Source organism: Conexibacter sp. SYSU D00693, assembly GCF_017084525.1.
GTDB lineage: Bacteria > Actinomycetota > Thermoleophilia > Solirubrobacterales > Solirubrobacteraceae > Baekduia.
This window is the reverse complement of record NZ_CP070950.1, coordinates 147,404-173,130: the sequence shown is the minus strand read 5'-3', so window position 1 is coordinate 173,130 and position 25,727 is coordinate 147,404. Positions and strand designations below refer to the sequence as shown.

General features: G+C 74.6%; 25 protein-coding genes, 1 tRNA gene and 1 pseudogene. 6 read left to right on the top strand and 21 right to left on the bottom strand.

The annotated features are described in order from the left end of the window. Positions 1–22 precede the first annotated feature (22 nt). A complete protein-coding gene (locus JUB12_RS00930; protein WP_205697744.1) occupies positions 23–1,420 on the bottom strand; it encodes a diguanylate cyclase in 1,398 nt (465 codons plus the stop codon). A gap of 101 nt (positions 1,421–1,521) precedes the next feature. On the opposite strand from JUB12_RS00930, the gene JUB12_RS00925 reads away from it, so the two are divergent. Next, a complete protein-coding gene (locus JUB12_RS00925; protein ID WP_205697743.1) occupies positions 1,522–1,941 on the top strand; it encodes a nuclear transport factor 2 family protein in 420 nt (139 codons plus the stop codon). Here JUB12_RS00925 and murJ read toward each other — a convergent pair. After that, positions 1,938–3,590 carry a murein biosynthesis integral membrane protein MurJ gene (gene murJ / locus JUB12_RS00920; RefSeq protein WP_205697742.1) on the bottom strand — a complete coding sequence of 551 codons (1,653 nt, stop codon included), beginning with the start codon at positions 3,588–3,590 and terminating at the stop codon, positions 1,938–1,940. The two genes, JUB12_RS00925 and murJ, sit on opposite strands and share 4 nt — an antisense overlap. A 74-nt stretch (positions 3,591–3,664) precedes the next feature. Between murJ and rpsT the strand changes: the two genes are divergently transcribed. Beyond that, positions 3,665–3,931 (top strand): 30S ribosomal protein S20, encoded by a 267-nt coding sequence (gene rpsT / locus JUB12_RS00915; protein WP_205697741.1) that lies wholly within the window; start codon positions 3,665–3,667, stop codon positions 3,929–3,931. A gap of 67 nt (positions 3,932–3,998) precedes the next feature. Here the strand turns inward: rpsT and JUB12_RS00910 are convergent, their stop codons facing one another. From JUB12_RS00910 to leuS, 6 genes are all read right to left on the bottom strand, one after another. Further along, the gene (locus tag JUB12_RS00910) at positions 3,999–4,796 is read right to left on the bottom strand and encodes a hypothetical protein (RefSeq protein ID WP_205697740.1); all 798 of its coding nucleotides are present in this window, start codon (positions 4,794–4,796) and stop codon (positions 3,999–4,001) included. 2 nt (positions 4,797–4,798) lie between these two features. Next, on the bottom strand, positions 4,799–5,770 hold the full coding sequence (holA, locus tag JUB12_RS00905; RefSeq protein WP_205697739.1) for a DNA polymerase III subunit delta: 972 nt from the start codon (positions 5,768–5,770) through the stop codon (positions 4,799–4,801). A 13-nt stretch (positions 5,771–5,783) separates the two neighbouring features. Beyond that, on the bottom strand, positions 5,784–8,201 hold the full coding sequence (locus tag JUB12_RS00900) for a ComEC/Rec2 family competence protein (protein ID WP_205697738.1): 2,418 nt from the start codon (positions 8,199–8,201) through the stop codon (positions 5,784–5,786). Beyond that, positions 8,198–8,872 carry a ComEA family DNA-binding protein gene (locus JUB12_RS00895; RefSeq protein ID WP_205697737.1) on the bottom strand — a complete coding sequence of 225 codons (675 nt, stop codon included), beginning with the start codon at positions 8,870–8,872 and terminating at the stop codon, positions 8,198–8,200. The genes JUB12_RS00900 and JUB12_RS00895 overlap by 4 nt, the downstream gene beginning before the upstream one ends. Before the next feature lie 62 nt (positions 8,873–8,934). Then, positions 8,935–9,411, bottom strand: a complete 477-nt coding sequence (locus JUB12_RS00890) for a hypothetical protein (protein WP_205697736.1) — start codon at positions 9,409–9,411, stop codon at positions 8,935–8,937. Then, a complete protein-coding gene (leuS, locus tag JUB12_RS00885; RefSeq protein ID WP_205697735.1) occupies positions 9,411–11,873 on the bottom strand; it encodes a leucine--tRNA ligase in 2,463 nt (820 codons plus the stop codon). The genes JUB12_RS00890 and leuS overlap by 1 nt, the downstream gene beginning before the upstream one ends. A 73-nt stretch (positions 11,874–11,946) precedes the next feature. Between leuS and JUB12_RS21915 the strand changes: the two genes are divergently transcribed. The 3 genes and pseudogenes from JUB12_RS21915 (at position 11,947) to JUB12_RS00875 (ending at position 13,286) form a co-directional block, all read left to right on the top strand. Next, positions 11,947–12,759 carry a hypothetical protein gene (locus JUB12_RS21915; RefSeq protein ID WP_241004374.1) on the top strand — a complete coding sequence of 271 codons (813 nt, stop codon included), beginning with the start codon at positions 11,947–11,949 and terminating at the stop codon, positions 12,757–12,759. Positions 12,760–12,802: 43 nt separating this feature from the next. Beyond that, positions 12,803–13,195: pseudogene (locus JUB12_RS22300) on the top strand (group I intron-associated PD-(D/E)XK endonuclease); the annotation flags it as partial. A gap of 18 nt (positions 13,196–13,213) precedes the next feature. Next, positions 13,214–13,286: transfer RNA gene (locus tag JUB12_RS00875), tRNA-Ala, on the top strand. Positions 13,287–13,337: 51 nt separating this feature from the next. Here the strand turns inward: JUB12_RS00875 and JUB12_RS00870 are convergent. The 6 genes from JUB12_RS00870 to obgE form a co-directional block, all read right to left on the bottom strand. After that, a complete protein-coding gene (locus JUB12_RS00870) occupies positions 13,338–13,634 on the bottom strand; it encodes a hypothetical protein (protein ID WP_205697734.1) in 297 nt (98 codons plus the stop codon). 99 nt (positions 13,635–13,733) lie between these two features. Further along, a complete protein-coding gene (gene rsfS, locus JUB12_RS00865; protein ID WP_205697733.1) occupies positions 13,734–14,171 on the bottom strand; it encodes a ribosome silencing factor in 438 nt (145 codons plus the stop codon). Next, a complete protein-coding gene (gene nadD, locus JUB12_RS00860) occupies positions 14,168–14,779 on the bottom strand; it encodes a nicotinate-nucleotide adenylyltransferase (RefSeq protein ID WP_205697732.1) in 612 nt (203 codons plus the stop codon). Before nadD ends, rsfS begins: the two co-directional genes overlap by 4 nt. An 18-nt stretch (positions 14,780–14,797) precedes the next feature. Then, complete coding sequence (locus tag JUB12_RS00855) at positions 14,798–16,168, bottom strand: glutamate-5-semialdehyde dehydrogenase (RefSeq protein WP_256436569.1); 1,371 nt, start codon at positions 16,166–16,168, stop codon at positions 14,798–14,800. Further along, positions 16,165–17,256 carry a glutamate 5-kinase gene (gene proB / locus JUB12_RS00850; RefSeq protein WP_205697730.1) on the bottom strand — a complete coding sequence of 364 codons (1,092 nt, stop codon included), beginning with the start codon at positions 17,254–17,256 and terminating at the stop codon, positions 16,165–16,167. The genes JUB12_RS00855 and proB overlap by 4 nt, the downstream gene beginning before the upstream one ends. Before the next feature lie 22 nt (positions 17,257–17,278). Then, the gene (obgE, locus tag JUB12_RS00845) at positions 17,279–18,622 is read right to left on the bottom strand and encodes a GTPase ObgE (RefSeq protein WP_205697729.1); all 1,344 of its coding nucleotides are present in this window, start codon (positions 18,620–18,622) and stop codon (positions 17,279–17,281) included. A 26-nt stretch (positions 18,623–18,648) separates the two neighbouring features. Between obgE and JUB12_RS00840 the strand changes: the two genes are divergently transcribed. Continuing rightward, entirely contained in the window at positions 18,649–19,338 is a 690-nt protein-coding gene (locus JUB12_RS00840) for an SDR family oxidoreductase (protein ID WP_205697728.1), read from the top strand. Between the two features lie 27 nt (positions 19,339–19,365). Here the strand turns inward: JUB12_RS00840 and JUB12_RS00835 are convergent, their stop codons facing one another. The 7 genes from JUB12_RS00835 to JUB12_RS00805 are packed head-to-tail and all read right to left on the bottom strand — an operon-like array spanning position 19,366 to position 25,727. Further along, positions 19,366–19,548, bottom strand: coding sequence for a hypothetical protein (locus tag JUB12_RS00835; protein ID WP_205697727.1), 183 nt, complete (start codon positions 19,546–19,548; stop codon positions 19,366–19,368). A gap of 46 nt (positions 19,549–19,594) precedes the next feature. Next, complete coding sequence (locus JUB12_RS00830) at positions 19,595–19,963, bottom strand: hypothetical protein (protein WP_205697726.1); 369 nt, start codon at positions 19,961–19,963, stop codon at positions 19,595–19,597. 7 nt (positions 19,964–19,970) lie between these two features. Next, on the bottom strand, positions 19,971–20,234 hold the full coding sequence (gene rpmA, locus JUB12_RS00825) for a 50S ribosomal protein L27 (RefSeq protein WP_205697725.1): 264 nt from the start codon (positions 20,232–20,234) through the stop codon (positions 19,971–19,973). A 15-nt stretch (positions 20,235–20,249) separates the two neighbouring features. Further along, positions 20,250–20,561: a 50S ribosomal protein L21 gene (gene rplU, locus JUB12_RS00820; RefSeq protein ID WP_205697724.1), complete on the bottom strand. Its 312-nt coding sequence runs from the start codon at positions 20,559–20,561 to the stop codon at positions 20,250–20,252. Positions 20,562–20,568: 7 nt separating this feature from the next. Continuing rightward, positions 20,569–22,458, bottom strand: coding sequence for an Rne/Rng family ribonuclease (locus JUB12_RS00815; RefSeq protein WP_205697723.1), 1,890 nt, complete (start codon positions 22,456–22,458; stop codon positions 20,569–20,571). Between the two features lie 15 nt (positions 22,459–22,473). Further along, the gene (locus tag JUB12_RS00810; protein ID WP_205697722.1) at positions 22,474–23,673 is read right to left on the bottom strand and encodes an FtsW/RodA/SpoVE family cell cycle protein; all 1,200 of its coding nucleotides are present in this window, start codon (positions 23,671–23,673) and stop codon (positions 22,474–22,476) included. Continuing rightward, on the bottom strand, positions 23,670–25,727 hold the full coding sequence (locus tag JUB12_RS00805) for a penicillin-binding transpeptidase domain-containing protein (protein ID WP_205697721.1): 2,058 nt from the start codon (positions 25,725–25,727) through the stop codon (positions 23,670–23,672). The genes JUB12_RS00810 and JUB12_RS00805 overlap by 4 nt, the downstream gene beginning before the upstream one ends.

The following is a 25,727-nucleotide window of genomic DNA, read 5'->3' as shown; positions in this document are numbered from 1 at the left end:
GGTAGAGCCCGCGGCCCGTGGCTCAGCGTGCGGCCAGCGCGAGGTCCCCGCCCACGCCGTCGCGGCCCGCGCGCTTGACGCGGTACAGGGCCGCGTCGGCCCGCGCGATCGCGTCGGCGGCGGTCTCGCCGGGACGCGGCTCGGCCACGCCGACCGACAGCGTCACCGGCAGCCCGGCCGCCGCGACGGCCTCGTGCAGGCGCTGGGCGGCCAGCAGGGCGGCGCCCGAGGCGCCGTCGGTGCGCAGGAGCGCGGCGAACTCGTCGCCGCCGACCCGGAAGACGGCGTCGCCCGTGCGCAGCACCGCGCGCAGGATCGTGGCGAGCTCGACGAGCAGGGCGTCGCCGGCCGGGTGGCCGTGGGCGTCGTTGTAGCCCTTGAAGCCGTCGACGTCGATGGCGAGGACCGCGACGTCGCCGCGGGCCTGGGCGGCCGCGAGCGCGTCCTGGAAGGCCGCGTGGTGGCCGAGGCCGGTGAGCGCGTCGGTGGACGCGGCGCGCTGGAGGTCACGCGTCGCGCGCGCGGAGCGCAGGCAGCTGGCCGCATGGACCGCCAGGAGCTCGAGCACCTCGACCTCCTCGGGCGACGGCGTGACGTGGCCGCGGTCGGCGACGAGGAGGATCGCGTCGATGGCCCCGGCGTGGGCGGCGAACGCGGCCAGCGACCCGACGCCGCGGCTGCGCAGGACGCCCATGCCGGCGCCGAGCTCCTCACCCGGCTCGGCGACCGTGTAGCAGGAGGCGCCGGTCGCGGTCCAGGCCGCGATGCCGCGCAGCGCCTCCTGGCCGGCCGTGCGCAGGACGTCGCTGAGCGGCCCGTGGGCCGCCACGACGCCGAGGTGGCCCGTGGCGGAGCGCAGCACGAGCGCGGCGCTGTCGGCGGGCAGCAGGTCGTGCGCCGCGTCGAGCACGGCGCCGCGGAGCTTCCTCTCCCCCTCGACCGCGGCGAGGCGGACGGTGTGGCGCGCGAGGCGCTGGGCCAGCGACTCGGCGGGCGGGCCGCCGAGCTGGGTGATGCGGCGCTCGAGCGCGACCGCGACCCCGCGGACGAGCTCGACGTCGTCGGGGTCGAGGGGACGGCGCGCCTCGACGTTGAGCACGCCGACGACGCGGCCCTGGTGGCGCAGGGGGATGCAGACCTCGGCGACGACGCCGTCGCCGGCCGCGATGTAGTCGGCGCAGTGGCGGACGTCGCGCAGGACGTGCTCGGTCCCGCGCTCGAAGGTCCGGCCGAGGATGCCGTTGCCGGCCGGGATCCCGTCGCGCACCTGCCAGTAGCCGTGGGCGGCGAGGCAGCGCAGGCGCGGGCCACGCGCGACGTAGGCGCTGGGCAGCAGGCCGCGGTCGGCGGCCGTCAGCACGTCGACGGCGGCCTGGCAGGCCGCCGCGACGTCCGTGCAGATCGCGAGCCTCGGATCCACTGAGGTCCGCATCGGCAGACTGGACAGGTGGTTGAGCGGCGCACCGTTCGTCGCACGGGCGGCGCCGCATGGCGCGGTGTCCCTCGGGTAGCCGCGGCGTCATGCGCAGATCGCAGCAGGACCTCATGTCCCGCTCGACGCGCGAGGTGGTCGAGGACCACCTGCGCCTGCGAGCAGCGGGACGGCTCGAGGAGGACCTCGAGCGCAACGTCGACCCGGACATCGCGGTCCTGACCGTCACGGGCGTGTGGCGCGGTCACGACGGCGTGCGCGAGCAGGCCCGCGCCCTGGACCGCTGGTCCTCGGCGGAGGGCTACGAGTGCTCGGACGTGGTGTGCGACGGCGACGTCGCCTACATGGCCTGGCGGGCCCACGCGGGCTCGGACTGCGAGATCCGCCACGGCGCCGACTCCTACGTCGTGCGCGACGGCCGGATCGTCGCGCAGACCATCCACTACGTCGCGCGCGACGCCGAGGGCCGGCCCGTGGACGTCGACGCCTCCACCGCGGCGCCGGTCTAGCGCGCGCGAGGGCGGCGGCCGAGGCGTCCGGCGACGAGCCGGCGCACCTGCTCGGCCTCGCGCACGCCGAGGGCCTGGACGAACGCGCCGTAGAGCGCGATGCCGACGCCCAGCGCGAAGCCCATGCTCAGCAGCTGGGCGAGGAGCGCTCGGCCCAGGAGGTCGTCGAGCCAGTACCAGACCATGAACGCGGCGATGCCGAACGCGGCGAGCGATGCGACGAGCACCCGCAGGCCGGTGAGGAACGTCTCCCAGAAGTCGAGCCGGCCCTCGAGCAGCGGCCGCAGCTTGCGGGCCTGGGCGACCGCCATGACGACGTTGGCCACCGTCGTGCCCACGACGATCCCGGCGATGCCGAACGGCTCGTAGAGCGCGACGGAGACCGCGACGTTCACGCCGAGGTTCAGCGCGCTCAGCCCGGCGGTGACCCAGGGCTGCTGGAGGCTGAAGAACGTGCGCGTGAGCAGGAGGTTGATGCCGCTGAGGGGCAGCGAGAGGCTGAACCACAGCAGCGCCTCGGCGACCTGCTCGGTCGAGTCGGCGTCGAACGCCCCGCGCTCGTAGACCAGCCGCGTGATCGGCTCGGCCAGGCAGACGCTGAACACGGCCGCGGGGACGAGCGTCAGGAGGATCTGGCGCATGCCGCTGCCCAGCAGGTCGCGCAGGCCGGCGAGGTCGCGACGGACGGCGAGGCGGCTGAGCGCCGGGAACAGGACGGTGGCGATCGCGACGCTGAAGATCCCCTGCGGCAGCATGTAGATGCGGAACGCCGCGTCGATGGCCCGGGGCGCCTCCTCGGAGACGAGCTTGCCGAGGATGGAGTTGATCAGCAGGTTGACGTTGATCAGGCCGAGGCCGATCGTCACCGGCAGCATGAGCACCAGGACCTGACGGACCCGCGGGTCGCGCAGATCGACCTGGAAGGTGAGCTTGAAGCCGACCTGCCGCAGGACCGGCAGCGCCATGGCGAGCTGCGCCGCGGTGCCCGCGACGATGCCCACGGCGTAGGCGTAGAGCTCGGCGTCGCCGTCGAGGGTGACGTGGCCGCCGACGAGGAAGACGACGATCACGACGTTCCACACGACCGGGCTGAGCGCCGGGACGGTGAAGTGGTCGTGGGCGTTGAGGATCCCGACCGCGAGCCCGTTGACCGCGAGCAGCACGACGATCGGGAACAGCACCTGGCTGAGCCCGACGACGAGCTCCTCGAAGTCCGAGCCTCCGCCGCCCACGAGCAGCGGGACGACGAGGTTCGCGGTGATGACGAAGAGGACCGTCAGCGCCCCGAGCACGCCGAGCATCAGCAGCGCGAGCGTGCTGGCCAGGCGGAAGGCCTCCTTGCGGCGGTCCTCCTCGATGAGCTCGGTGAAGACCGGGACGAAGGCGGCGCTCAGGGCCGAGTCGGCGAAGAGCGCGCGGACGGTGTTCGGGATGTTGAACGCCAGCGTGAAGGCGCTGAACCCCGCCGAGGTGCCGAAGAACGCCGAGGCGAGGATCTCGCGCGCGAGACCGGCGACGCGGCTGACGGCGGTCAGCGCCGAGAAGATGGCGGTGTTGCGGGCCACCCCGCGGGCAGCCGGACGGGTGGCCTGGACGCGGTCGGCGCCAGGCGCGTCCTGCTGCGCCGTGCGGTCGCCGCGGTCGTCCACGCGCGGGCATGCTAGGCGGCAGCGGACGCCGCGGGCCTGCGCGCACGGGCGCTTGCTACCCTTCCGGGCCGCTCATGGCGAACATCCACTCCCAGAAGAAGCGCATCCTGCGCAACGAGCGCGAGCGCCTCGAGAACCGCCGCTACACCTCCGCGATCAAGACGCGCTTCCGCCGTCTGGAGGCCGCGGTCGGCGAGGGGGCCACGGACGCCGCCACCACCGAGCACCGCGAGCTCGTGTCGACGATCGACAAGGCCGTCAAGCGCGGCGCGCTGCACCGCAACACCGGTGCCCGCAAGAAGGCCCGCGCCGCGCGGGTCATCGCCGGTCCCAAGGCCTAGCCTCCCCGGCCTCCTCGCGGAGGCCACCGCCGTCCCGAGCGCCCGCCCCGCGGGCGCTTCGTCGTTCCTAGGTCGCGTCCGTCGGGTGCGGGCGCAGGTGGCCGGTCTGCGCCGCCCACGGGAAGGGCGCGAACCACGCCTCGAGGCGCTGGTCGACCACCGTGTCGGTCGTGGTCGCGCTGGCGACCGCGGCGTCGGCGGGCTCGCCCATGTCGAAGAGGTCCAGGACGTCGGTCTCCTGCAGGAGGTCGAACAGGCCGCGGACCTCGGAGGTCGCGGCGTCGGCCTCGGGCTCCTCGAGCTCGCCGGCCGCCAGCCGGGCGTCGAGGACGGCCTCGGCCTCCTCCACCAGCGCGACGGCGAGGACCTCCTCGGCCACGCAGCCGGCCGGCTCACCGCCGGCCAGGCGCGCGAGGAGCGCGACGGCGGCGGCGAAGAGGTCGAGCGCGAGCGGCTCGTCGACCGCCGGCGCGAAGGCGCGGGGCACGAGCGTCGTGGCGTGCTCGACGGCGCGGCCGTCGAGGATCGCGGCGCGGAAGGCGTCGATGAGGTTCGTGCCGGCCTGCAGCAGCGCGGCCCGGGCGTCGAGGTCGTCGACCGTCCCCGGGAGGAAGTCCAGGACGGCGGGCGTCACGGCGCCGTGGCGGGCGAGGTACTGGCGGCCGGCGCGCAGCAGCAGCGGCGGCAGGCCGTACTCGCCGGGCAGCGCGAGGCCCCAGGCGCGCACGGCCTCCAGCCGGCCGCTGAGCTCGGCCAGCTCGGCGTCGAGCTCCGTGGCCAGCGCGCCGACGTCGAGGACCTCCTCGGCCGCCTCGGCGACGCCGATGGCCTGGAGGACCGGCGCGAGGTCGTGGTGGTCGAGCACGGCTACGCGGCGATCCTGGCGATGACGCGCACGGCGCTGGTCTCCTCGTCCAGCGCGCTCTGCCCGCGGGTGTCGAGCTCCAGGGCGGCGAGCGCCTCGAGCGCGGTGCGCAGCGCATCCGCGTCCGAGGCGCGCGCCTCCTTGATGCGCCGGTCGACCATCCAGGGGCTGCCCTTCATCGAGGCCTTGACCTGCGCGGGCGACTCGCCGGCCTCGAGGCGCAGGGCGATCTGGAGGACCTCGCGGATGCGGCGGGCCATGAGCGGGATGAGGCGCGGCAGGGCCTCGCCCTGCTCGCGCAGGTCGAGGAACGCGCGCAGCGCGGCCGGGTGGTTGCGGGCGACGAGCGCGTCCACGAAGCCCCAGACCTGGCGCTCGGCCGACGGCGCGGCGACGGCCTCGACCTCCTCGGCGCCCAGGCGGGCGCCGGGCCCGTGCTCGAGCGCGAGCTTCTCGAGCTCGCGCAGGAGGCGCTGCTGGCGGTCGCCGACCTGGGCGACGAGCGCCTGGGCCGCGGAGGACTCGAGCTCGATGCCGAGCCGCTGGGCCTCGCCGATCGCCCAGCGCGGCAGGTCCTTGGCCTTGCGCTGCTGCTCGTGGCCCACCACGCCGCCGGCGGCCTTCACGGCCTTCTCGAGCGCGGCGGGGACCTTCTTGCGCCCGTCCTCGCGGCCGAAGAACGCGATGGTCGTCTCCGGCGGCGGGTCCTTGAGCGCGGGGACGAGGTGCGCCGTGACGTCCTTGTCCTTCCACTCCTGGACGCCGTCGACGACGATGAACCGCCGGCCGGTGGCGAACGTCATCGCGTTGAGGGCGGCCGCCGCGGCCTCGGGGCTCGACGCGTCGCCCTCGAGGAGCTCGAGGCCGCCGACGCCGCTCTCGGCCTCCGCCTTGGCCCGGAGGCTGGCGCGGCGCTCCGCGATGCGGCCGTGGTCGTCGCCGTGGACGAGGTACGCGCAGTGCCAGCCGGCCATCTGCAACCCGAGTCTAGGGTGGGCCGCCGACGTGCAAGCCACCACGTCGGCCCTCGACCACGATCGTCCCGTCGTCGTCGGTCCTGGCGGTCCGCGAGACCGCCTGGGCGAGCGTCGCCAGCGTGCTCGGCGCCGGGTGGCCGTAGGGGTTCGGGCGCCCCGCGGAGACGACCGCCACCTCCGGCGTCGTGCGGTGCAGGACCGCGGCCAGGCCGGTGTCGGCGCTGCCGTGGTGGCTGACCTTGAGGACGTCGACGTCCTCCAGCGGGGCAGCGAGGAGCTGGTCGGACTCGGCGTCGGCGGGCAGGAGCGCGGTCGTCGTGCCCGCGGCGACCTCGAGGACGACGGCACGGTCGTTGGGGTCGTCGGCGGCCACCGGGTCCGTGGCCGTGTGCGGCGCGGGCGGCGGCCACAGGACGCGCAGGCGCAGCGGGCCGGCCCGCAGGACCTGGCCGGCGTGGGCGCCGAGCACGCGCGTGCCGCGCGCCGCCAGCGGGCCGTCGAGCGCGGCGGCCGCGGGCGAGCGGTCGGCGTCGCGGCCGTCGAGCAGCAGCGCCGTCGGGAACGCGTGGAGGACCGCCGGGGCGCCGCCGAGGTGGTCGGCGGCGTCGTGGGAGACGACGAGCGCGTCCAGGCGCTCCACGCCCGCGCGGCGCAGCGCGGCGACGATCGGCGCACCGGCCGGGCCGGCGTCCACGAGCACCGCGGCGTCGCCGGCCTGGACCAGGGTCGCGTCGCCCTGGCCGACGTCGAGGAAGGTGAGCCGCAGGACCCCGTCGGCCGGCGGCGCCGCGCGGGCCGGCGGGCGCAGGACGGTGAGCCACGTCGCGGCGAGCGCTGCCCCGGTGACGACGGCGAGGGCGCGGCGGGTGGCCGGGCGCAGGCGACGCGGTGGCGGGCCGACGGGGTCCAGCAGGACGCCGCCGCGCGCCGCGTCGCGGGCCTGCTCCGCGCGGCGGCGCTCGTGCGCGTCGCGCCGGGCGAGGGCGGCGAGCGGGACCAGCAGCGCCGCACCGGTGAGGGCCACGAGCCACGCGGGCGCGTCGACCTCCGCGCCCCTGCGCCGCGCCGTCGCCTCCCCCACCCAGCGCACGTAGGCGACGAGCGGCGCGGCGGCCTGCGCCGGGAGCGTCGCGGCGCCGGCGGGCAGCGCCTGGGCGGCCGCCGCGCTCGTCATGCCGAGCCACATCACGGGCGCGACGACCGGCGCGACCGCGACGTTGGCGGGCACGGCGAAGGCGGAGGTCCGGCCGAAGTGCGCCGCGGCGAGGGGCGCGGTGGCCAGGGTCGCGACGAGCGCGACGGCGGTCGCCTCGGCCACGGCGCGCGGCAGCCGGCGGCGCCGCAGCGCGCGGCTCACCGGGCCGGCGAGGAGCGCGAGCGCCACCACCGCGGCGAAGCTCATCTGCCACCCCGGGTCGCCACTGGCCCGGGGCTCGAGGCCGAGGGTCACGGCGGCCGCCAGCAGGACGGCGTGGGCCCGGTCCCCGGGCCGGCTCGCGAGCGTCGCCACGAGGCCGGCCGCCCCCATGACGCCCGCCCGCTGGATCGAGGGACCGGCGCCGGCGAGGGGGACGTAGAGCGCGATGAGCCCGAGCACGACCACCAGCCGCGGCCGGATCGGGAGGCCCAGCAGCGCGCCGACCGCCATGACGAGCGCCGCGAGCAGCAGGACGTTGGACCCGGAGGCGGCGGTGAGGTGCGCCAGGCCGGCCGCCCGCAGGTCCTCCTCGAGCGTCTCTGGCACGTCGCCGTCCTGGCCGAGCACCATGCCCTGCAGGAGCGCCCCGTCGGCGGCGGGCAGGCCGTGGGCGAGCGCGGCCATGCCGCGGTCGCGGACGCCGTCGACGACGCCCGCCAGGCCGTTGCGCCGCCCGCCCGTCGCCCGGGGGGTGTCGACGCGCAGCGTCGCGTGCGCGCGGACCGCGAGCGCCCCGCGATCGGGCGGCACGAGCCGCCCGGAGACCGCGAGCTCGCGTCCGGTGCGGCGCTCAGGCGACGGCGCCCAGGCCGGGAAGCGCAGGAGCACCGTCCCGCGTCCGCCGCTCGCGACGCGCAGCGTGGCGGTCGCGTGCGTCCCACCGCCCTCGGCGTCGGGCCGCGGCGCGCCGGCGAGGACCGCGGTCGCCTCCACCGTCCGGCCGATGGACGCGCCGAGGGTGTGGCGGTCGAGGGCGGCGACCCGCGCCTGCGCCAGCGCGCCTGCCCCCACGACGGCGAGCACCGCCAGCGCGGCGGCGGCGGGCATCGCGACGAGGCGCTGCGCGACCAGGAGGGCACCGGCGGCGAGCGCGACGAGCGCCAGCGCGGCCCCGTCGACGTGCGGGCCGGTGAGCAGGCCGAGGACGAGCGCGGCGAGCACCACGTGCCGCGGTCGCGCCGCCACGGCCTGGCGCCAGGTGGGACGCGCCAGCGCGTCGGCGCCCGTCACACGCGGACCCGGGCGCGGATCGCGGCGAGCCGCTTGGGACCGATGCCGGGGATCCGCGCGAGGTCGTCGACCGAGCGGAAGCCACCCTGTGCCTGGCGGGCCTCGAGGATCTTCGCCGCGGTGGCGGGGCCGACGCCGTCGAGCGTGTCGAGCTGCTCCGCGGTCGCCGTGTTGAGGTCGAGGGGCTGCTCCGCCGCGCCCCCGGCCACCGCACCGGCCGTCCGCCCCGCCGGCGCGCCGCCGCTCGCCGGCGTCGCTGCGCTCGCCGCCCCGCGCTCCGGCACCACGACCTGCTGCGCGTCGGCGACCTTCGCGGCGAGGTTCAGGCCGGTGAGCTCGGCGCGACCGGTCGCGCCGCCGGCCTCCTCGACCGCGTCGGCCACCCGCGCCCCCGCGGGAAGGCGGTAGAGCCCGGGACGACGGACCGCGCCGACGACGTGGACGACGGCCGGCCGGCCACGGTCCTGCTCCACCGCCACGCCGCCGCTCGCACCGTCACCCGCCGTCGACGACGAGGCGCCCGCGCCAGCCGGCGAGGAGGACGCCGTCCGCGTCACCGCGTCCCCCGTGGGCGTGGCCGTCGGCGCCCGCAGCGCCCGCACGCCCAGGAGGGCCACCACGACCGCGCATAGGGCGTAGGCGGCGAGCTCCGAGCGCGACAGCGAGGTCACCGCTGGAACGTAGGAGCGCGCCCGTCACGCGTCGCGCGCGGTCTGTGCCGGAAGTGCGCCGGTCAGGCGGAGGCCACGCGCGTGCGTGCGAGCTCGAGCGCCCGCGCCACCGCCGCCGCGGCGTCGCCGACCGGCTCGACGCCCTCGAGCTCGTAGGAGCCCAGACCGACGAGCGGCACCCCCGTCCCGACGGCGAGCGCCATCTCCGACAGCGTCCCCGCGGAGGCGCCGACCGCCACGACGACGTCCGCGGCTCGCACGACGAGGCCGTTGCGCAGCTCGCCCAGCCCGGTGGGCACCGCCACGGTCACCCAGCCGTTGGCCTCGCGGCGGTCGAGGCCGGGCAGCAGCCCGAGCGTCACGCCGCGCCGCGACCGCGCGCCGCGGCACGCCGCCTCCATGACGCCGGGGCCCCCGCCGCTCACCAGCACGCCGCCGGCCGCGGCGATCCCGGCGCCGACCTCCTCCGCGGCCGCGGCCTGCTCGGGCGTGCAGCGGCTCGGGCCGACGACGGCGACGTACGGCGGCTGCTCGGGCACTAGCCGCGGACGACGATGTTGACGAGCTTGCCCGGGACGACGATCTCCTTGACCACGTCCTTGCCGTCGACGTGCGCGACGACGTTGGGCTGCACGCGCGCCAGCTCGAGCAGCGCGTCCTTGTCGGCGTCGGTGGGCGCCTGGACGCGGTCGCGGACCTTGCCGTTGACCTGCACGACGAGCTCGAACGTGTCGCTGACGAGGTAGCGGTCGTCGGCGGCCGGCCACGGCTCCTCCCACACCCGGCGGCCCGTCAGCGCGTGGTAGGCGTCGGCGGCGACGTGCGGGGCGAACGGGAAGACGAGCGACGCCGCCGTGCTCAGCGCGAAGCGCACCGCGCCCGGCTCGGCCGCGCCGCGCCGCTCGACGCCGACCTCGTTGAGCAGCTCCATGACCGCCGAGATCGCGGTGTTGAACGCGAAGCGCCCGGCCATGTCGTTCGTGACCTTCTCGATGGCCCAGTGCGCCTTGCGCACCAGGCGCAGCCCGTCCTCGCCCAGCGTGCCGTCGCCGGGCAGCGGCTCGTCGGGCAGGTCGGAGGCCGCCGCCATGGACGTCCGCCACAGGCGCGACAGGAACCGGTGCATGCCCTCGACGCCCGACTCGTTCCAGTCGGCGTCCTGGTCGGGCGGGCCGATGAACAGGATGTAGCAGCGGGCGGTGTCCGCGCCGTAGCGCTCGACGATCTCGCCCGGCGAGACGACGTTGCCGCGCGACTTGGACATCTTCGCGCCGTCCTTGGTCACCATCCCCTGCGTGAAGAGCCGCGCGAAGGGCTCCTGCACGTCGAGGTGGCCCATGTCGGCGAGCGCCTTGACGAAGAACCGCGCGTAGAGCAGGTGCAGGATCGCGTGCTCCACGCCGCCGATGTACTGGTCCACCGGCATCCACCGGCCGACCGCGTCCTTGTCCCACGCCGCCTGGTCGTTGCGCGCGTCGCAGTAGCGCAGGAAGTACCAGGACGAGTCGACGAAGGTGTCCATCGTGTCGGTCTCGCGCCGGGCGCCGGCGCCGCACGACGGGCACGGCGTGCGCACCCAGTCCTCCGCCGCGGCCAGCGGCGAACGGCCCTTGGGCGCGTAGTCCTCGATGTCGGGCAGCACGACCGGGAGCTGGTCCTCGGGCACCGGGACCGTCCCGCAGCGCTCGCAGTGCACGATCGGGATCGGGCAGCCCCAGTAGCGCTGGCGCGACAGCAGCCAGTCGCGCAGGCGGTAGTTGATGGACGAGTGGCCCTTGCCCTCGCGGTCCAGCCAGTCGACGATCCTGCTCAGCGCCTCGCGGTTGGGCAGCCCGTCGAAGTCGGGATGGGAGTTCGTCAGCGTGCCGTCCCCGGTGTAGGGCAGCTCGTCGCCCTCGCCGGACGGGCTCTCGATCACGCGCTTGACCGGCAGGTCGTAGGCCTGCGCGAAGGCGAAGTCGCGCTCGTCGTGGCCCGGCACCGCCATGATCGCTCCGGTGCCGTACTCCATGAGCACGTAGTCGGCGACGTACATCGGCAGGCGCTCGCCGTTGACCGGGTTGGTGACGTAGCGGCCGAGGAAGACGCCGGTCTTCGGCTTCTCGGCCGAGCCGCGCTCCTCCTTGTCGGTGGTCAGCGCGTGGTTGACGTAGCGGCGGACCTCGTCCTCCTGGCCCGTCCCCGCCGCCAGGCGCTCGATGTCCGGGTGCTCGGGCGCCATGACGAAGGACGTCGCGCCGAAGAGCGTGTCCGGGCGCGTCGTGAAGACCGGGTAGTCGATGGCCAGGTCGTCGCAGCGGAAGACGACCTCCGCGCCCTCCGAGCGGCCGATCCAGTTGCGCTGCATCGTCTTGACGTGCTCGGGCCACTCGATCGTCTCGAGGTCGTCCAGCAGCCGGTCGGCGTAGTCGGTGATGCGGAAGAACCACTGCTCGAGCTGGCGGACCTCCACCTCGTGGCCGCATCGCTCGCAGCGCCCGTCGACGACCTGCTCGTTGGCGAGCACCGTCGCGTCGTTGGGGCACCAGTTGACCGCCGCCTCCTTGCGGTAGGCCAGGCCGCGCTCGAAGAGCTGCAGGAAGATCCACTGCGTCCAGCGGTAGTACTCGGGCTCGTGGGTCGCCACCTCGCGCGACCAGTCGATCGAGATCCCCCACTCGCGGAACTGCCGGCGGAAGGACGCGATGGCCGCCGCCGTCGAGTCGCGCGGGTGCTGGCCCGTCTTGATCGCGTGGTTCTCGGCGGGCAGGCCGAAGGCGTCGTAGCCCATCGGCTGCAGCACGCGCCGGCCGGTGCGGCGATGGAAGTGGGCGACCGCGTCGCCGACCGAGTAGACCTTCAGGTGCCCGATGTGCGGCTCGCCGCTCGGGTACGGGAGCATCACGAGCACGTAGGACGAATCGCCGTCGACGGCCTCGTTGGAGACCTCCCACGTGCGCTCGTCGGCCCACACCTGCTGCCAGCGGGGCTCGATCTGCTTCGGGTCGTAGCGCTGCTCCATGGTCTGCGCCGCAGTCTAGGTCGGGTGCGTGCTTGCAGGACCTTCCGCCCGCGTGGCTACCGTGTGACGGTCCATGGCGGAGCAGCCACGTCCGTCCGACGTCCAGATCGCCAGCGAGCGCGTCGCCGCGATCGTCGAGGCCGCCGAGCGGGCGGCCGAGCAGCTGCGTGCCGAGACCGAGCAGCGCGCCGACGAGCGCATCGCCGAGGCGACCCGCGCCGCCCAGATGCGCGTCGACGCCGCCGAGGCCGAGGCGCACGAGGTGCTCGCCGCCGCGCAGGCCGAGGCGGCCCGCCTCCAGCAGGAGGCCACCGCGGCGGTCCAGGCGATCCACGAGGAGGCCGCGCGCGTGCGCGCGGAGGCCGACGCCCACCACGCCCGCACCCTCGGCCAGGCCGAGGAGGAGGCGCTGGCCATCCGCCGTCGCGCCCAGCAGGACGCGCGCGACGTGCTCCTCGAGGCCCACGCCGTCGCCCGCGACGTCAAGCGCGACGGCGAGGCCCTCTCGGGCGACCTCAGCGACCTCGCCACCTCCCTGCGCCGCAACGCCGAGCGCCTGCTCCAGGACGTGGGCGTCGCGCATCGCCGCCTCGTCGGGAGCCTGCAGGACGCCACGCCGCAGGTCGAGGGTGCCCCGGCCGCCCACCGCGCCCGGCCCGTCCCCTCCGCTGCGGCGGCCGCCCCGCCGCGCGACCGCGACCGCGACCGCGCCGCGCGCACGCAGCCCTCCCCGGCCGCCCCCACCTCGACCGGGGACCCGGAGGCCGACGCCCTCCTCGCCCAGGCGGCGGCGGGGTTCTCGGAGGAGCCGCCCCGGCGCCGCCGGCGTCCGCGCAGCGGCGGCGACGACCTCGACGTCCCCGAGTTCATCCCGGGTTCGCGCTAGTCGTTCGGGTCCGTCCGACAGGCGAACTAGCGTTCGCCTCGTCGTGGAGGAGCTGACCAGGAACGCGAAGGGGGCCCTGGCCGAGGCGGAGATCGCCGCCGAAGCGGTCCGCCATGGCTGGGTCGTGCTACGGCCGGACAACGAAGGCCGACGCTATGACCTGGTCATCGACACGGGGCCACATCTGCTCCGCGTGCAGTGCAAGTGGGGGCGGCTGCTCGACGACGTGATCGTCGTCCGGACCTCCACGAGCCGCCACACGCCGCGGGGCTACGTGAGCACGACCTACACGGCTGACGAGATCGACGTCCTCGCGGTGTACTGCGGCGCGCTCGACCGCTGCTTCGCGCTTGCCGCATCGGACATCGCAGGCGTGCGGCAGGTCCATCTGCGACCTGGGGCGGCGAAGAACAACCAGCGGACCGGTGTTAGGATGGCGGATGCACACCCACTTGGGGCTGTAGCTCAGCTGGGAGAGCGTCGCGCTGGCAGCGCGAAGGTCAGGGGTTCGAGCCCCCTCAGCTCCACTGGAAGCACGAAGGCCGCCTGATCCAGGCGGCCTTCGTCGTTCTCCGGGCTCAGCCGCGGGCGGCCTGCGGCTCGTCGGGCCAGCGCCCGTGGCGGTCGAAGAAGTCGCGCGCCGCGTCCTCCTCGTAGCGCTCGGCGTCGCCGTCGACGCCGATGCGGTGCAGCTGGTTGAGCAGCCACACCGACAGGCCGGCGCCGATGATCCCGGCCCCGCCCTCGAGGCCGACGTCGTCGAAGCCGCGGAAGGCCATCACGGCGATGCCGGCCGCCACGACGACCACCGGCAGCCACGTGCGGACGATCCGCAGGGTGAGGCTCTGGCGTTCGGCGGAGGCGGTGGCGGTCATGCGTCCAGTGTCGCGCCGCCGCGCCGCCCCGGACCGTGCGATGGCTCACCGATCGACCTCCGGCGAACCGGAGGTCGACCGTCCGGCCGGCCGGCGGGACTACTCGGGGATGCCGAGGTCGAGCGCGATCCGCGGGACGTCGCCCCACAGCTGCTCGAGCCGGTAGAAGTCGCGCACGTCGGGCGTGAAGACGTGGACGACGACGTCCAGGTAGTCCATGAGGATCCAGCGCGCCTCGCCGATGCCCTCCACGCGGCGGGGCAGCAGGCGGTGGTCGTCCTTGAGGGCCTGGTGGATGCCGTCGTGGATCGCCTTGGTCTGGCGGTCGGTGCCGCCCGAGCAGACCAGGAAGAAGTCCGTGTAGCCCGAGACGCCGCGCAGGTCGAGCGCGACGGGGTCGATCGCCTTCTTGTCCGCGGCGGCGCGCGCGATGACCTGCAGGAGGTCCTCGGGGCTCAGGCCCGACGCCTCGAGGGCGTCACCGGCGTCGACGGGACGGGGGGCGGTCTGCGGCACGTGGTCGTGTCCTTCCGTCATGGGTTGGTCCCAGCGTAGAGGCCGTGCTGCTGCACGCAGGCGGCGACCGCGTCGGGCACGAGGTAGCGGATCGACCGTCCGGCCGCCGCATGCCGCCGCACGAGCGACGACGAGAGGTCCACCCGCGGCATGTCGAAGAACACGACGCGCTCCGCGCCCCCGGGGACGGTGGCGACCCGCTCGGCGATGTCGGCGCGCCGCACACCCGATCGCTCAGCGACCGCGAGGCGCGCGAGCCGCAGGACCTCCGCCGGCTCGCGCCAGCTCGGGAGGCCGTGGGCCACGTCGCCCCCGACGATGAACGTCAGGCTGTCCCCCGGATCCGCAGCATGGATCGCGCGCAAGGTATCGACCGTGTAGGACGGCCCCCCGCGCAGGACCTCGGCGTCGGACACGCCCAGCCGCTCGTCGCCCTCCGTCGCCCGCCGGCAGAGCTCCAGGCGCAGCTCCGGGCCCGGGTCGTCCAGGACCTCCTTGTGCGGCGGCGTGTGCACGGGCACGAGGACGACGCGGTCCAGCTCCAGCTGCTCGAGCGCCTCCTGGGCGCAGATGAGGTGGCCGACGTGCGGAGGGTTGAAGGTCCCGCCGAGCAGCCCGACGTGCGCCACGAGGTCGCGGTCCGGGGCCTAGGTGCGGACGTGCCCGTCGCCGCGCACGACGTACTTGAACGTGCACAGCTCGCGCAGGCCGATCGGCCCGCGGGCGTGGAGCTTCTGCGTCGAGTTGCCGATCTCGGCGCCCATGCCGAACTCGCCGCCGTCGGTGAAGCGCGTCGAGGCGTTGACGTAGACGCAGGCCGCGTCGACGCCGCGCTCGAAGGCCCGAGCCGCGCGGACGTCGTCGGTGACGATCGCCTCGGAGTGGCCGGAGCCGTGGCGGCCGATGTGGGCCATCGCCTCCTCGACGGAGTCCACCACCGCGACGGCGAGCGTCAGCGCGAGGTACTCGGTGTCCCAGTCCTCCTCGGTGGCGTCGAGGACCGGGACGTCGCCGGCGAGCGTGCGGGTGCGGCCGTCGACGCGCAGCTCGACGCCGGCCTCGTGCAGGGCGCGCAGCGCGCGCGGCAGGAACTCGGGCGCGACGTCGCTGTGGACCAGGAGCGTCTCGGCGGCGTTGCACACGCCCGGGCGCTGGGTCTTGGCGTTGAGCGTGATGGCCAGCGCGGCCTCGAGGTCGGCCGCCGCGTCGACGTAGACGTGGCAGTTGCCGGCGGCGGCGAAGATCACCGGGACGGTCGCGACGCCCTCGAGCGCCTTCTTCAGCCCGTCGCCCCCGCGAGGGATGATCAGGTCCACCAGGCCGTCCTGGGTGGCGAGCTCCGCGAGCTCCTCGCGACCGCCGCCGGCGACGAGCTGGACGGCGCCCGGCACCGGGGCGTGCTCGGCGGCGACCTCGACGAGGATCGCGTTGGAGTGCGTGGCGCTCGACGAGCCGCGCAGGACGATCGCGTTGCCGCTCTTCAGGCACAGCGCGGCCGCGTCGATCGTGACGTTCGGCCGCGCCTCGTAGACGACGGCGACCACGCCGAGCGGGACCCGGACCTTGTCGACCTGGAGGCCGTTGGCCAGCAGGCCGCCCATGATCGACTCGCCGACCGGGTCGGCCAGCGCGGCGACCTGGCGGGCGCCGTCGGCGATCGCGCGCACGCGGCCCTCGTCGAGGCGCAGGCGGTCGAGCAGCGCGTCCGACAGCCCGGCCTCGCGGCCGGCCTCCATGTCGCGCGCGTTGGCCTCGAGCACGTCGCCCATCCGCGCCTCGAGCGCGTCGGCGATCGCGTGCAGCGCCGCGTCCTTCTCGGCCCGGTCCAGCGTGACCAGCGCACGCGACGCGTCCTTGGCCGCGCGGCAGAGGTCGGGGATGGAGACGGCGGTCGTGGCCATGGCCGAAGCGTAGTGCGATGACGGTGACCGCTTCGCTCCCGTTTCGCCTTCGGTCCTCTCGAGCCCGGACCTGCGGGGGACGTCACACCGTCGAGCTCGGACCTCCGGGGACGTCACACCAGGACGAAGTAGTCCCGATGCACCGCTTCCTCCGCCGCCTTGGGCAGCTTCGCCCGCAGCGCGTCCGTGCGCAGGCCGGCGACGGCGCGCAGCTCGGCGGCGTCGAGCGAGACGATCCCCTTGCCGAGCACCCCTCCCCCGTCGCGGACGTCGACCGCGTCCCCGGCGCTGAAGTCCCCGCGGACCTCGACGATGCCGACGGGCAGCAGCGACGTGCCGCCCTCGCGCAGCGCCCGCGCCGCGCCCTCGTCGACGACGAGCTCGCCGTGCGAGGGCTTGGCGTAGCGCAGCCAGAGCTTGAACGAGGAGATGCCGAGGTCGCGGGCGGCGAAGCGCGTGCCCTCGGGCTCGCCGGCCAGCGCCCGCGGCAGCGCGTCGGGCCGCAGGCCGTTGCACACCACGGCGGGGATCCCGGCGGCGGTCGCCATCTCGGCGGCGGTGACCTTCGAGCGCATGCCGCCCGATCCGAGCGTCGAGGTCGACGAGGTGATGCGCAGCGCCTCGAGCTCGGCGGGGTCGTCGACCTCCTCGACCATCCGCGCCGACGGGTCGATCCGCGGGTCGGCGGTGAAGACGCCGTCGGTCGAGGTGAGCAGGACGAGGCGGTCGGCGCCGACCAGGATGGAGACCTGCGCCGCGAGGAAGTCGTTGTCGCCGAAGGTGATCTCGTCGGTCGCGGTCGTGTCGTTCTCGTTGACCACGGGGACGACGCCCAGCTCGAGCAGGCGGCTGAGGGTGGCGCGGGCGTTGAGGTACTGCTCGCGCGAGACGAGGTCGGGGAAGGACAGGAGGACCTGCGCGGCGGTGACGCCGCGGCCCTCGAGGAGGTCGTCGAAGGCGCGGAAGAGGCGGCCCTGCCCGACGGCGCTGGCGGCCTGGAGGTCCTCGATCGCCCGCGGCCGGGCGCCCATGCCCAGCAGCTGGACCCCCCGGGCGATCGCGCCGCTGGAGACGATGACGACGTCGTCGCCCGCCTTGCGCCGGTCGGCCACCGCGGCGCAGATCGCCGCCACGACGTCGGCGCGCAGCGTCCCGTCGTCGTGCGCGACGGTCGACGAGCCGAGCTTGACGACGAGGCGGGCCATGCGGCGGCGGATCGTAGGCGCTCTAGCCCGGGTCGAGCTCGAAGACGACCCCGGCGATCTCGACGTCGTCGCCCGGTTCGAACCCCTGCGCCTCGAGCGCGCGCACCACGCCCATGCGGTGCAGGCGGTGCTCGACGTGCGCGAGGGCGTCCTCGTTCTCGAGGTCGTGACGGGCGATGAGCCGCTCGACGGCCTCGCCCTCGACGCGCCACACGCCCTCCTCCACCGGCTCGACGTGGAAGCCGCGGCCCCGCGCCGGGCGGAAGACCCGGTGCTCGGCCAGGACCTCCTCGTCCTCGGTGCCCGGGATCGCCGCGCGCGGCGCCTCGACGGGCACGCGGCGGAACAGCTCGCGCTTGAGCTCGTCGAGGCCCAGGCCGGTGGCACTCGAGGTGACGAGGACCGCGACGCCGGCGTCCGGGTCCTCGGGCTCCCACGCCTCGCGCGCCGGCAGGTCGGCGGCGAAGCGCTCGCGCCAGACCTCCGCGGCGACCTCGGCCTCCTCCTCGGACACGAGGTCGGCCTTCGAGAGGGCGACGATGCGCGGCAGCGACGCGAGGCGCTCGTCGTAGGCCTTGAGCTCGGCCTCGATCGTCGCGAAGTTCTCCTCGGGATCGCTGCCGTCCAGCGGTGCCAGGTCCAGGACGTGGACGAGCAGCCGCGTGCGCTCGACGTGGGCGAGGAAGTCGTGGCCGAGGCCCGCGCCGCCCGCGGCGCCCTCGATGAGGCCGGGGATGTCGGCGAGGACGAGCTGGCGGTCGTCGGCGTCCAGCGTGCCGAGCACCGGCTCGAGCGTCGTGAACGGGTAGTCGGCGACCTTCGGCGCCGCGCGGGTCATCGTGCGCAGCAGCGAGGACTTGCCGGCGTTGGGCAGCCCGACGAGCCCGACGTCGGCCAGGAGCTTGAGGCGCAGGTCCAGCCAGCGCTCCTCGCCGTCGAGGCCCCGCTCGGCGAAGCGCGGCGCCTGGCGGGTGGCGCTGCGGAAGTGCGGGTTGCCGCGCCCGCCCGAGCCGCCCTTGGCCACCACGGCCTGCTGGCCGGGGACCACGAGGTCGTGCGTCGTCCCGTCGTCCTCGTGCACGACGACCGTGCCCGGCGGGACCTTGACGACCAGGTCGTCCCCGTCGGCGCCGTGGCGCTTGGCGCCCTCGCCGTGGCGGCCGCGCTCGGCCTTGTAGTGCGCGCGGCGCTTGAAGGTCTGGAGGTCGCGCAGCGAGTCGTCGCAGACCAGCACGACGTCCCCGCCGTGGCCGCCGTCGCCGCCGTCGGGCCCGCCTCGCGGGACGTGGGCCTCGCGGCGGAAGGACAGGCAGCCGTTGCCGCCACCCCCCGCCTGGACCCAGATTCTCGCTCTGTCGTACAGCACCTCATCCCCCATCGTAGGTTGGGGGGATGGCCGACCCCGTCTTCCTCATCACCGGCGCGAGCACCGGCATCGGCGCCGCGACCGCCCGTCACGCCGCCGCCGAGGGCCACCGCCTCGTCCTCAGCGCCCGCAGCGAGGACAAGCTCCAGGCCCTCGCGGAGGAGCTCGGCGGCGACGAGCGCGCCATCGCGGTGCGCTGCGACGTCACGAGCTGGGAGGACCAGCAGGCGCTCGTCTCCCGGACCCTCGAGCACTTCGGCCGCCTCGACGTCGCCTTCGCCAACGCCGGCTTCGGCGGCGCGCGCGGCTTCCTCGAGGGCGAGCCCGACGAGTGGCGCGCGATGGTCCTCACCAACGTCCTCGGCGCCGCCTACACCATCCGCGCCGCCATCCCGGCGCTCAAGGAGACCGAGGGCCACCTCCTGCTCACGAGCTCGGTCGCCGGCCGCCGGGCGCTCCCCGGCTCCTTCTACTCGTGCACGAAGCACGCCGTGACCGCGATGGGCGAGGCCGCGCGCCAGGACCTCAACGACACCGGCATCCGCGTGACCCTCATCGAGCCCGGCATGGTCGACACGCCCTTCTTCGACGACAAGCCCCAGATCCGGGCCCTGGAGGCCGACGACATCGCCCGCGCCGTCATGTACGCGGTGCAGCAGCCCAAGCACGTGGACGTCAACGAGATCCTCGTGCGGCCCACGGCCCAGCCGACGTAGCGGCCGCACCCCGCGCGGCCGGCCGGGCTACGCGACGGTGCGCCGGAAGCCGTAGCCCGCGCCCGCGGCGACCACCGCCGCCAGCAGGCCGGGCCCGAGGCCGACGACGCCGAACACGGCGAGCAGGACGAGGACGACCGCCAGGCCGCCCGCGCCGAGGGACACCATGCCGAGCGCGTAGGCGCGCGACTCGCGCTCGCGGCGCGTCATCCGCCGTCCGGTCCGCCGCGGCTCGAGACCCCCGCCCGCCACGGCGCTACGGCAGCTTCCGCGAGAGCGAGAGCTGCGAGACGCCGCCGGCCGCCGCCATGACGCCGACGAGCGCCACGCCGGAGGCCGGCAGGTGCTTGCGGCCGGCGATCGTCACCGACGCGTCGACGAGGTCGCACAGCGAGAGCGCCGCGAAGGTGCGGCGGCCCACGCCGGGCTGGGCCGCGACGTGGGACTGCAGGAAGCCGAGCAGGAGCTCGCGCGCGCCGAAGGCGCGCACGACGGTCTGGGTCCCGACGGTGTCGGCGGGCGCGCCGATCCAGGTGCCGACCGCGAGCCTGGGCGCGACGAGCATGCCGAGCCCGATCGCGGCCCGGCCGGCGCCGACGAGCCGCGCGACCTTGACCGGCTCCACGGCGGTGCTACTCGGCCGCGGCGGCGGGCTCGACGGAGACGACGCGACCGCGCCGCCCCTCGACGAACTGCACCGTGCCGGCGGCCCGCGCGAAGAGCGTGTCGTCCTTGCCGATGCCCACGCCGGCGCCCGGCTTGAAGCGGGTGCCGCGCTGGCGCACGATGATCTCGCCGCCGGTGACGGTCTGGCCGGCGAACACCTTCACGCCGAGGCGCTTGGCGTTCGAGTCACGGCCGTTGCGGGAGGAGCCGAGGCCCTTCTTGTGTGCCATGAGGTCCAGTCCCTCCTACGCCTTGGCGGCGATCTTCGTGACGCGGATCCGGGTCAGCTCCTGGCGGTGACCCGCCCGGCGCCGGTAGCCGCGCTTCGGCTTGTACTTGAAGATGCGGATCTTGGGTCCGCGCACGTGCTCGACGACCTCGGCCTGCACCGAGGCGCCCTCGAGGGCGTCGCCGAACGCGGCGTCGTCGCCCGCCACGAGCAGGGGCTCGAGGTCGAGGGTGGAGCCGGCATCTCCGGGCAGGCGCTCGACGAGGAGGGTCTGGCCCTCCTCCACGCGGTACTGCTTGCCGCCGGTCTTGACGATCGCGTAGGGCATGGTGTGGCTACTCCGAGGTCGCTTCCGCCGTAGCAGCGGAACGGCGCCGTCCGCCTCTGCGGCCACGGCGCCTGGGCTTCGAGTCTAGCGCGTCTTCGTCCGCACCACCCTCGTCGTCCAGGAGGGTCGCGGTGGCGGCCGTGCGGCCCGCCTCCTCGATGCGCACCATGCGCTTCTCGCCCACGAACCGGCCGCCGTCGGTGACGCTGATGATGTAGCCGTCGATCTTCGCGACGGCGTCGTCGACCTCGTACATGTGGGGCTCGACGATGTGGACGAGCACCTCGTCGCCCTCGCGGAACGGGATCGCCTGCTCCTCGATCTCCTCCTTGCCGCCCTCGGCGAGCACCTCGAGCCAGTCCAGCGGCAGGCCCTCGGAGCCCTGGAAGTGGAAGAGCTTGCCCGTGTCCTGCTCGAGCTGGTGCAGGACGCGCGCCCCCTCGCCGGTGAACTGCGCGCTCACCCGCGGGTTCATCTGCACGAGGAACGCCTCCGTCGCGCGCTTGGCCCGCGAGGCCATCTCGCGCAGCCGGCGCTCGAACTCGATGGCGATCGTCTCCTCGGACTTGATGACGCCCTCGCCATCGCAGGTCGGGCACGAGCGGGTCATGATCTCGCGCACGCCCTCCGTGACGTTCTGGCGCGTCATCTCGACGAGGCCGAGCTTCGAGATCTCCGCGGTGAAGGTCTTCGTGCGGTCCTCGTCCAGCGCCTTGCGCAGCGTGTCGAGCACGGCGTGGCGGTTCTTGGCCCGCGCCATGTCGATGAAGTCGATGACGATGATCCCGCCGATGTCGCGCAGGCGCAGCTGGCGCACGACCTCGTCGGCGGCCTCGAGGTTGGTCTTGGTGATCGTGTCCTCGAGGCGGGCCTGCTTGCCGCGGCCCACGAACGAGCCCGAGTTGACGTCGATGACCGTCAGCGCCTCGGCGTAGTCGATGAGCAGGTAGCCCCCCGAGGGCAGGTCCACCCGCTTGCTCATCAGGCCGTCGATCTCCTTCTCCACGCCGAAGCGCTCGAAGAGCGGCTTGCTCTCCTCCCAGAGCTCGACGCGGTCGACGAGCTCCGGCGCGGTGCGGCTGAAGAACGACGTCAGGCGCTGGTGCTGCTTGGGGTCGTCGACGATCGCCCGCTCGAAGTGGTCGCTGAAGATGTCGCGCACCACACGGACCGAGAGGTCGGCCTCCTGGAAGACCAGCGACGGCGCCGTGGACTCGGCCACGCGCTTGTCGAGGACCTCGTGGAGCTTGAAGAGGTACTGCAGCTCGCGCTCGAGGTCGGGGCGCTTGGCGCCCTGCGCCGCGGTGCGGATGATCGCGCCGCCGCCCTTGAGGTCGAGGTCCTTGGCCTCCTTGCGCAGGCGGGTGCGCTCCTTGTCGTCGAGGCGCTTGGAGACGCCCACGCCCTCGCCGGTCGGGGTGTAGACCATGTAGCGCCCGGCGATCGTCAGGTCCATCGACAGGCGCGCGCCCTTGGTCTTCAGCGGGTCCTTGACGACCTGGACGACGACCTCCTGGCCCGGCTTGAGCACCTCGTGGATCGGCTTGCCCTTGCCGCCGCCGGTGCCGCGGCCCCGGCGGGCCACCTCGACGCCCGGCAGGACGATCTCGTCGACGTGGAGGAAGCCGTTCTTGTCGAGGCCGATGTCGACGAACGCCGCCTCGAGGCCGGGCAGGACGTTGTCGACCTTGCCCTTGTAGATGTTGCCGACGATCGAGCGGTTGGTGCGGCGCTCCAGGTAGAGCTCCGCGACCCGCAGGCCGTCGGTCGGGTCCTTCTTGGTGGAGGTCCTGCTGCGGCTAGAGCTCCCCCGCTTCGCAGCCGGGGATCCCTGACCTTCGAGCAGCGCGACCCGGGTCTCGCCCCGGTCGACGCTCACCAGCACGGTCTTGCGCAATGTCAGTCCTTGAGGTCATGTGCGGATGCGGCCCTTGAGCGCGGCGGCGCCGCGGCCCTGCCAGTACACGGACTGGAGGAGGCCGATCGCGAGGAACGTGGAGAGCACCGACGATCCGCCGTAGCTGAGCAGCGGAAGCGGGATGCCGGTGATGGGCATGATCCCGACGTTCATGCCGACGTTGACGAACACCTGGCAGAGCAGCATCCCGACCACGCCGCCGACGACGAGCGCGCCGAACAGGTTCTTGGCGATGACGAGGATGCGCATGGCCCGCCAGATGAGCAACGCGTAGAGGGTGAGGACCAGGGCCGCGCCGGCGAAGCCCCACCGCTCCCCCACCACGGCGAACGCGAAGTCCGTGTGGTGCTCGGGGAGGAAGTTGAGCTCCGTCTGCGTCGCCGCGTCGCCCCGGCCGGTCTTCTGACCTGAGCCGATGGCGATGCGCGACTGGTTCTGCTGGTAGCCGGCGGCGCCGGGGTCCTCGGACGGGTGCAGGAACGACGTGAGGCGGTCCTGCTGGTACGGCTTGAGCACCTCGACGCCCATCGCCGGTGCGGCGACGAGCACGAGGGTGACGGCGGCCGCGCCGAGCGCGACCAGGCCCAGGAGGTGCTTGCCCGACACGCCGGCCACGAACAGCACGGACAGCGCGATGGCGATGAACACCAGCCCGGACCCGAGGTCCTCGGCCATCACGATCGCCGCCGGGAACAGCGCGAGCAACATCGCGCGGGCGGTCGTGTCGCGGTCACGCAGGCGCCGCGCGCGCTCGACCAGGAAGGCCGAGAGCACGAGCACGAGCAGGACCTTGCCGAGCTCGGAGAACTGGATCTCGAAGAAGGGGGTGGAGATCGCGCGCTTGGAGCCGCGCGAGTCCGATCCCAGGGCGAAGACGGCGAGGATGCCGAAGATCAGCAGCCCGTAGAGGCCGTGGCGCAGCTCGCGCATGCGGCTGTAGTCGATGCGCGACAGCACGAGCGCGAGCGCGATCCCGACGACCATGAAGGCGCCCTGGCGGATGACGAAGTAGTGCGGGCTGCCCGGGATGTCGTCCGCGGTCGCCGCGTTGAGCGTGACGAGCGAGACGGCGCAGACGCCGAGGACCGACAGCCAGAGGACGAGGTCGACGGGCAGCGCCATGCCGGCGGGCCGCGCGGCCGGCTTGGGCCGGTCGCCCTGGACGTCGGTGATCGTGGAGCCGAGCGCGCTCACGTGTCCGTCGACGACCCCGGGGTGAACTCGCCGGCCTTGCCGGTGAACCACTTGGACAGGACCTGCTTGACCGCCGGGGCGGCCGACGCGGCGCCGAACCCGCCGCCCTCGACGAGCGCGGCGACGACGATCGGCCGCAGCCGCTTGCCCTCCGGCGTGGCCTGGTGGGCGTAGGCGACGTACCAGGACGAGTCGTTCTGGCCGGTGCGCTGCACGGTGCCGGTCTTGCCGTAGACCGGGAAGCGGTCGTGGTCCCAGCCCTGGAAGACGCCCGTCGACGTGCCGCCGGGTGCGGAGGCCGCGCCCTTCAGGCCGTCCATGATCGCCGCGCGCCACTCCTCGGGCAGCCTGAAGCGCCGGGCGGTGCCGGGGTCGATGCGCTGCAGGACGCGGCCCTGCTCGTCCTCCACGCGCTGGGCGAGGTGCGGCTTGGGCACCCGGCCGCCGTTGGCGATCGCGGCGTAGGAGAGCGCCACCTGCAGCGGCGTGGCCTGGAGGTCGCCCTGGCCGATGGCGAGGTTGACCTCGTCGCCCTCGAGCCACGGGCGGTTCGTGCCGTCGGCGATCCCGCACGGCTTGCCGTCGTTGTCCTTGCGGCAGTCGGCCTCGCGCCGGTTGGCGTCCTCGCGCCACTCGGCGTCCGGGACCAGGCCCTTGGCGCCGACGGGCAGGTCGATGCCGGTGCGCCGGCCGTAGCCCAGGCGGCGGGCCCAGGTCTGCAGCGGCTCGTCGGCGACGGCGTTGAGGCGCTGGCCCATGACGTAGAAGTAGATGTCCGAGGACACCGTCATCGCGCGGCGCAGGTCGACCGCGCCGTAGACCTGCTTCTTGGCGTTGCAGCGCTCGCCGCCCACGCCCTTGCCGATCGTGATGCAGCCCGTGTCGTTGATCTGGGCCAGCGGCGTGGTCTTGCCGGCGGCCAGCGCGGCGAGCGCCGTGACGGGCTTGAACGTCGAGCCGGTGGCGTAGAGGCCGGTCGTCGCGCGGTTGGTCAGCGGCGAGGTCTCGGGGTCGCCGAAGAGCGAGTCGTACTTCTCCTGGGTGATCGGCCGCGCCAGGACCTCGGGGTCGAACGTCGGCAGCGACGCCATGGCGAGGACCTCGCCCGTCGACGGGTCGAGCGCCACCGCGGCCGACGGCCGGCCGCCCCCGCCGCGGGCCAGCGCCTGCTGCATCGTCGACTGCAGGCCGAGGTCGATCGTCAGGCGCAGCTGGCGGCCCGGCGTCGGGTCGCGGCCCGGCCGCGTTCCCTTCGGGTTGCCGTTGGCGTCGACGATGATCCGCGTCGAGCCGTCGCGCCCGCGCAGGTACGTGTCGTACTCGTACTCGAGGCCGCTCTGGCCGACGACGGTGCCCTGCGGCGCGCCGTCGAAGTGCTCGTCGTCGAGCTGGTCCTCGGTGATCTCGCCGATCGTCCCGAAGACCTGGGCGGCCAGCTGGCCCTGCGGGTAGGTGCGCAGGTACTTGTGCTCGGCGCGCACGCCGGGGAAGTCGTCCTGGCGCTCGGCGATGTAGTTGCGCTCGGAGTCCAGGATGTCCGTCTTGACCGTGATCGGCGCGTAGGGCACCTGCACGAGCTGCTCCACCACCCGCTGGTGGATGTCCTGCCACGGCATGCGGATGACGCGGCCCAGGCGCCGGTAGAGCGTCTTGGTGCGCCCGTCCAGCAGCTGCGGGATCGGGATCGGGTCGCCCTTGCGGCCCTTGGGCCTGCGCTCGCGCAGGCCGGCGAGGCGGCCCCACTCGGCGGCCTGGTCGCGGACCTCCTGGGGCAGCTTGTCGGGCTCGATGGCCACGACGTTGGCCCGGCGGTTGCGCACGAGCACGCGGCCGTCGCGGTCGACGATCGCCCCGCGCGGCGCGGCGACGCGCTCGACGCGGACGCGGTTGTCGTTGGCCTGGGCCAGGTACTGGTCGCCGCTGAGGACCTGCAGGTACCAGAGGCGGAAGAAGACGATCCCGAACAGCACGAACGCGACGACGCCGAGGACGGCGACGCGCAGGGCGAGCGACGGGGACAGCGGAGGGCGACGGTCCTGGATCGGATCGATCAT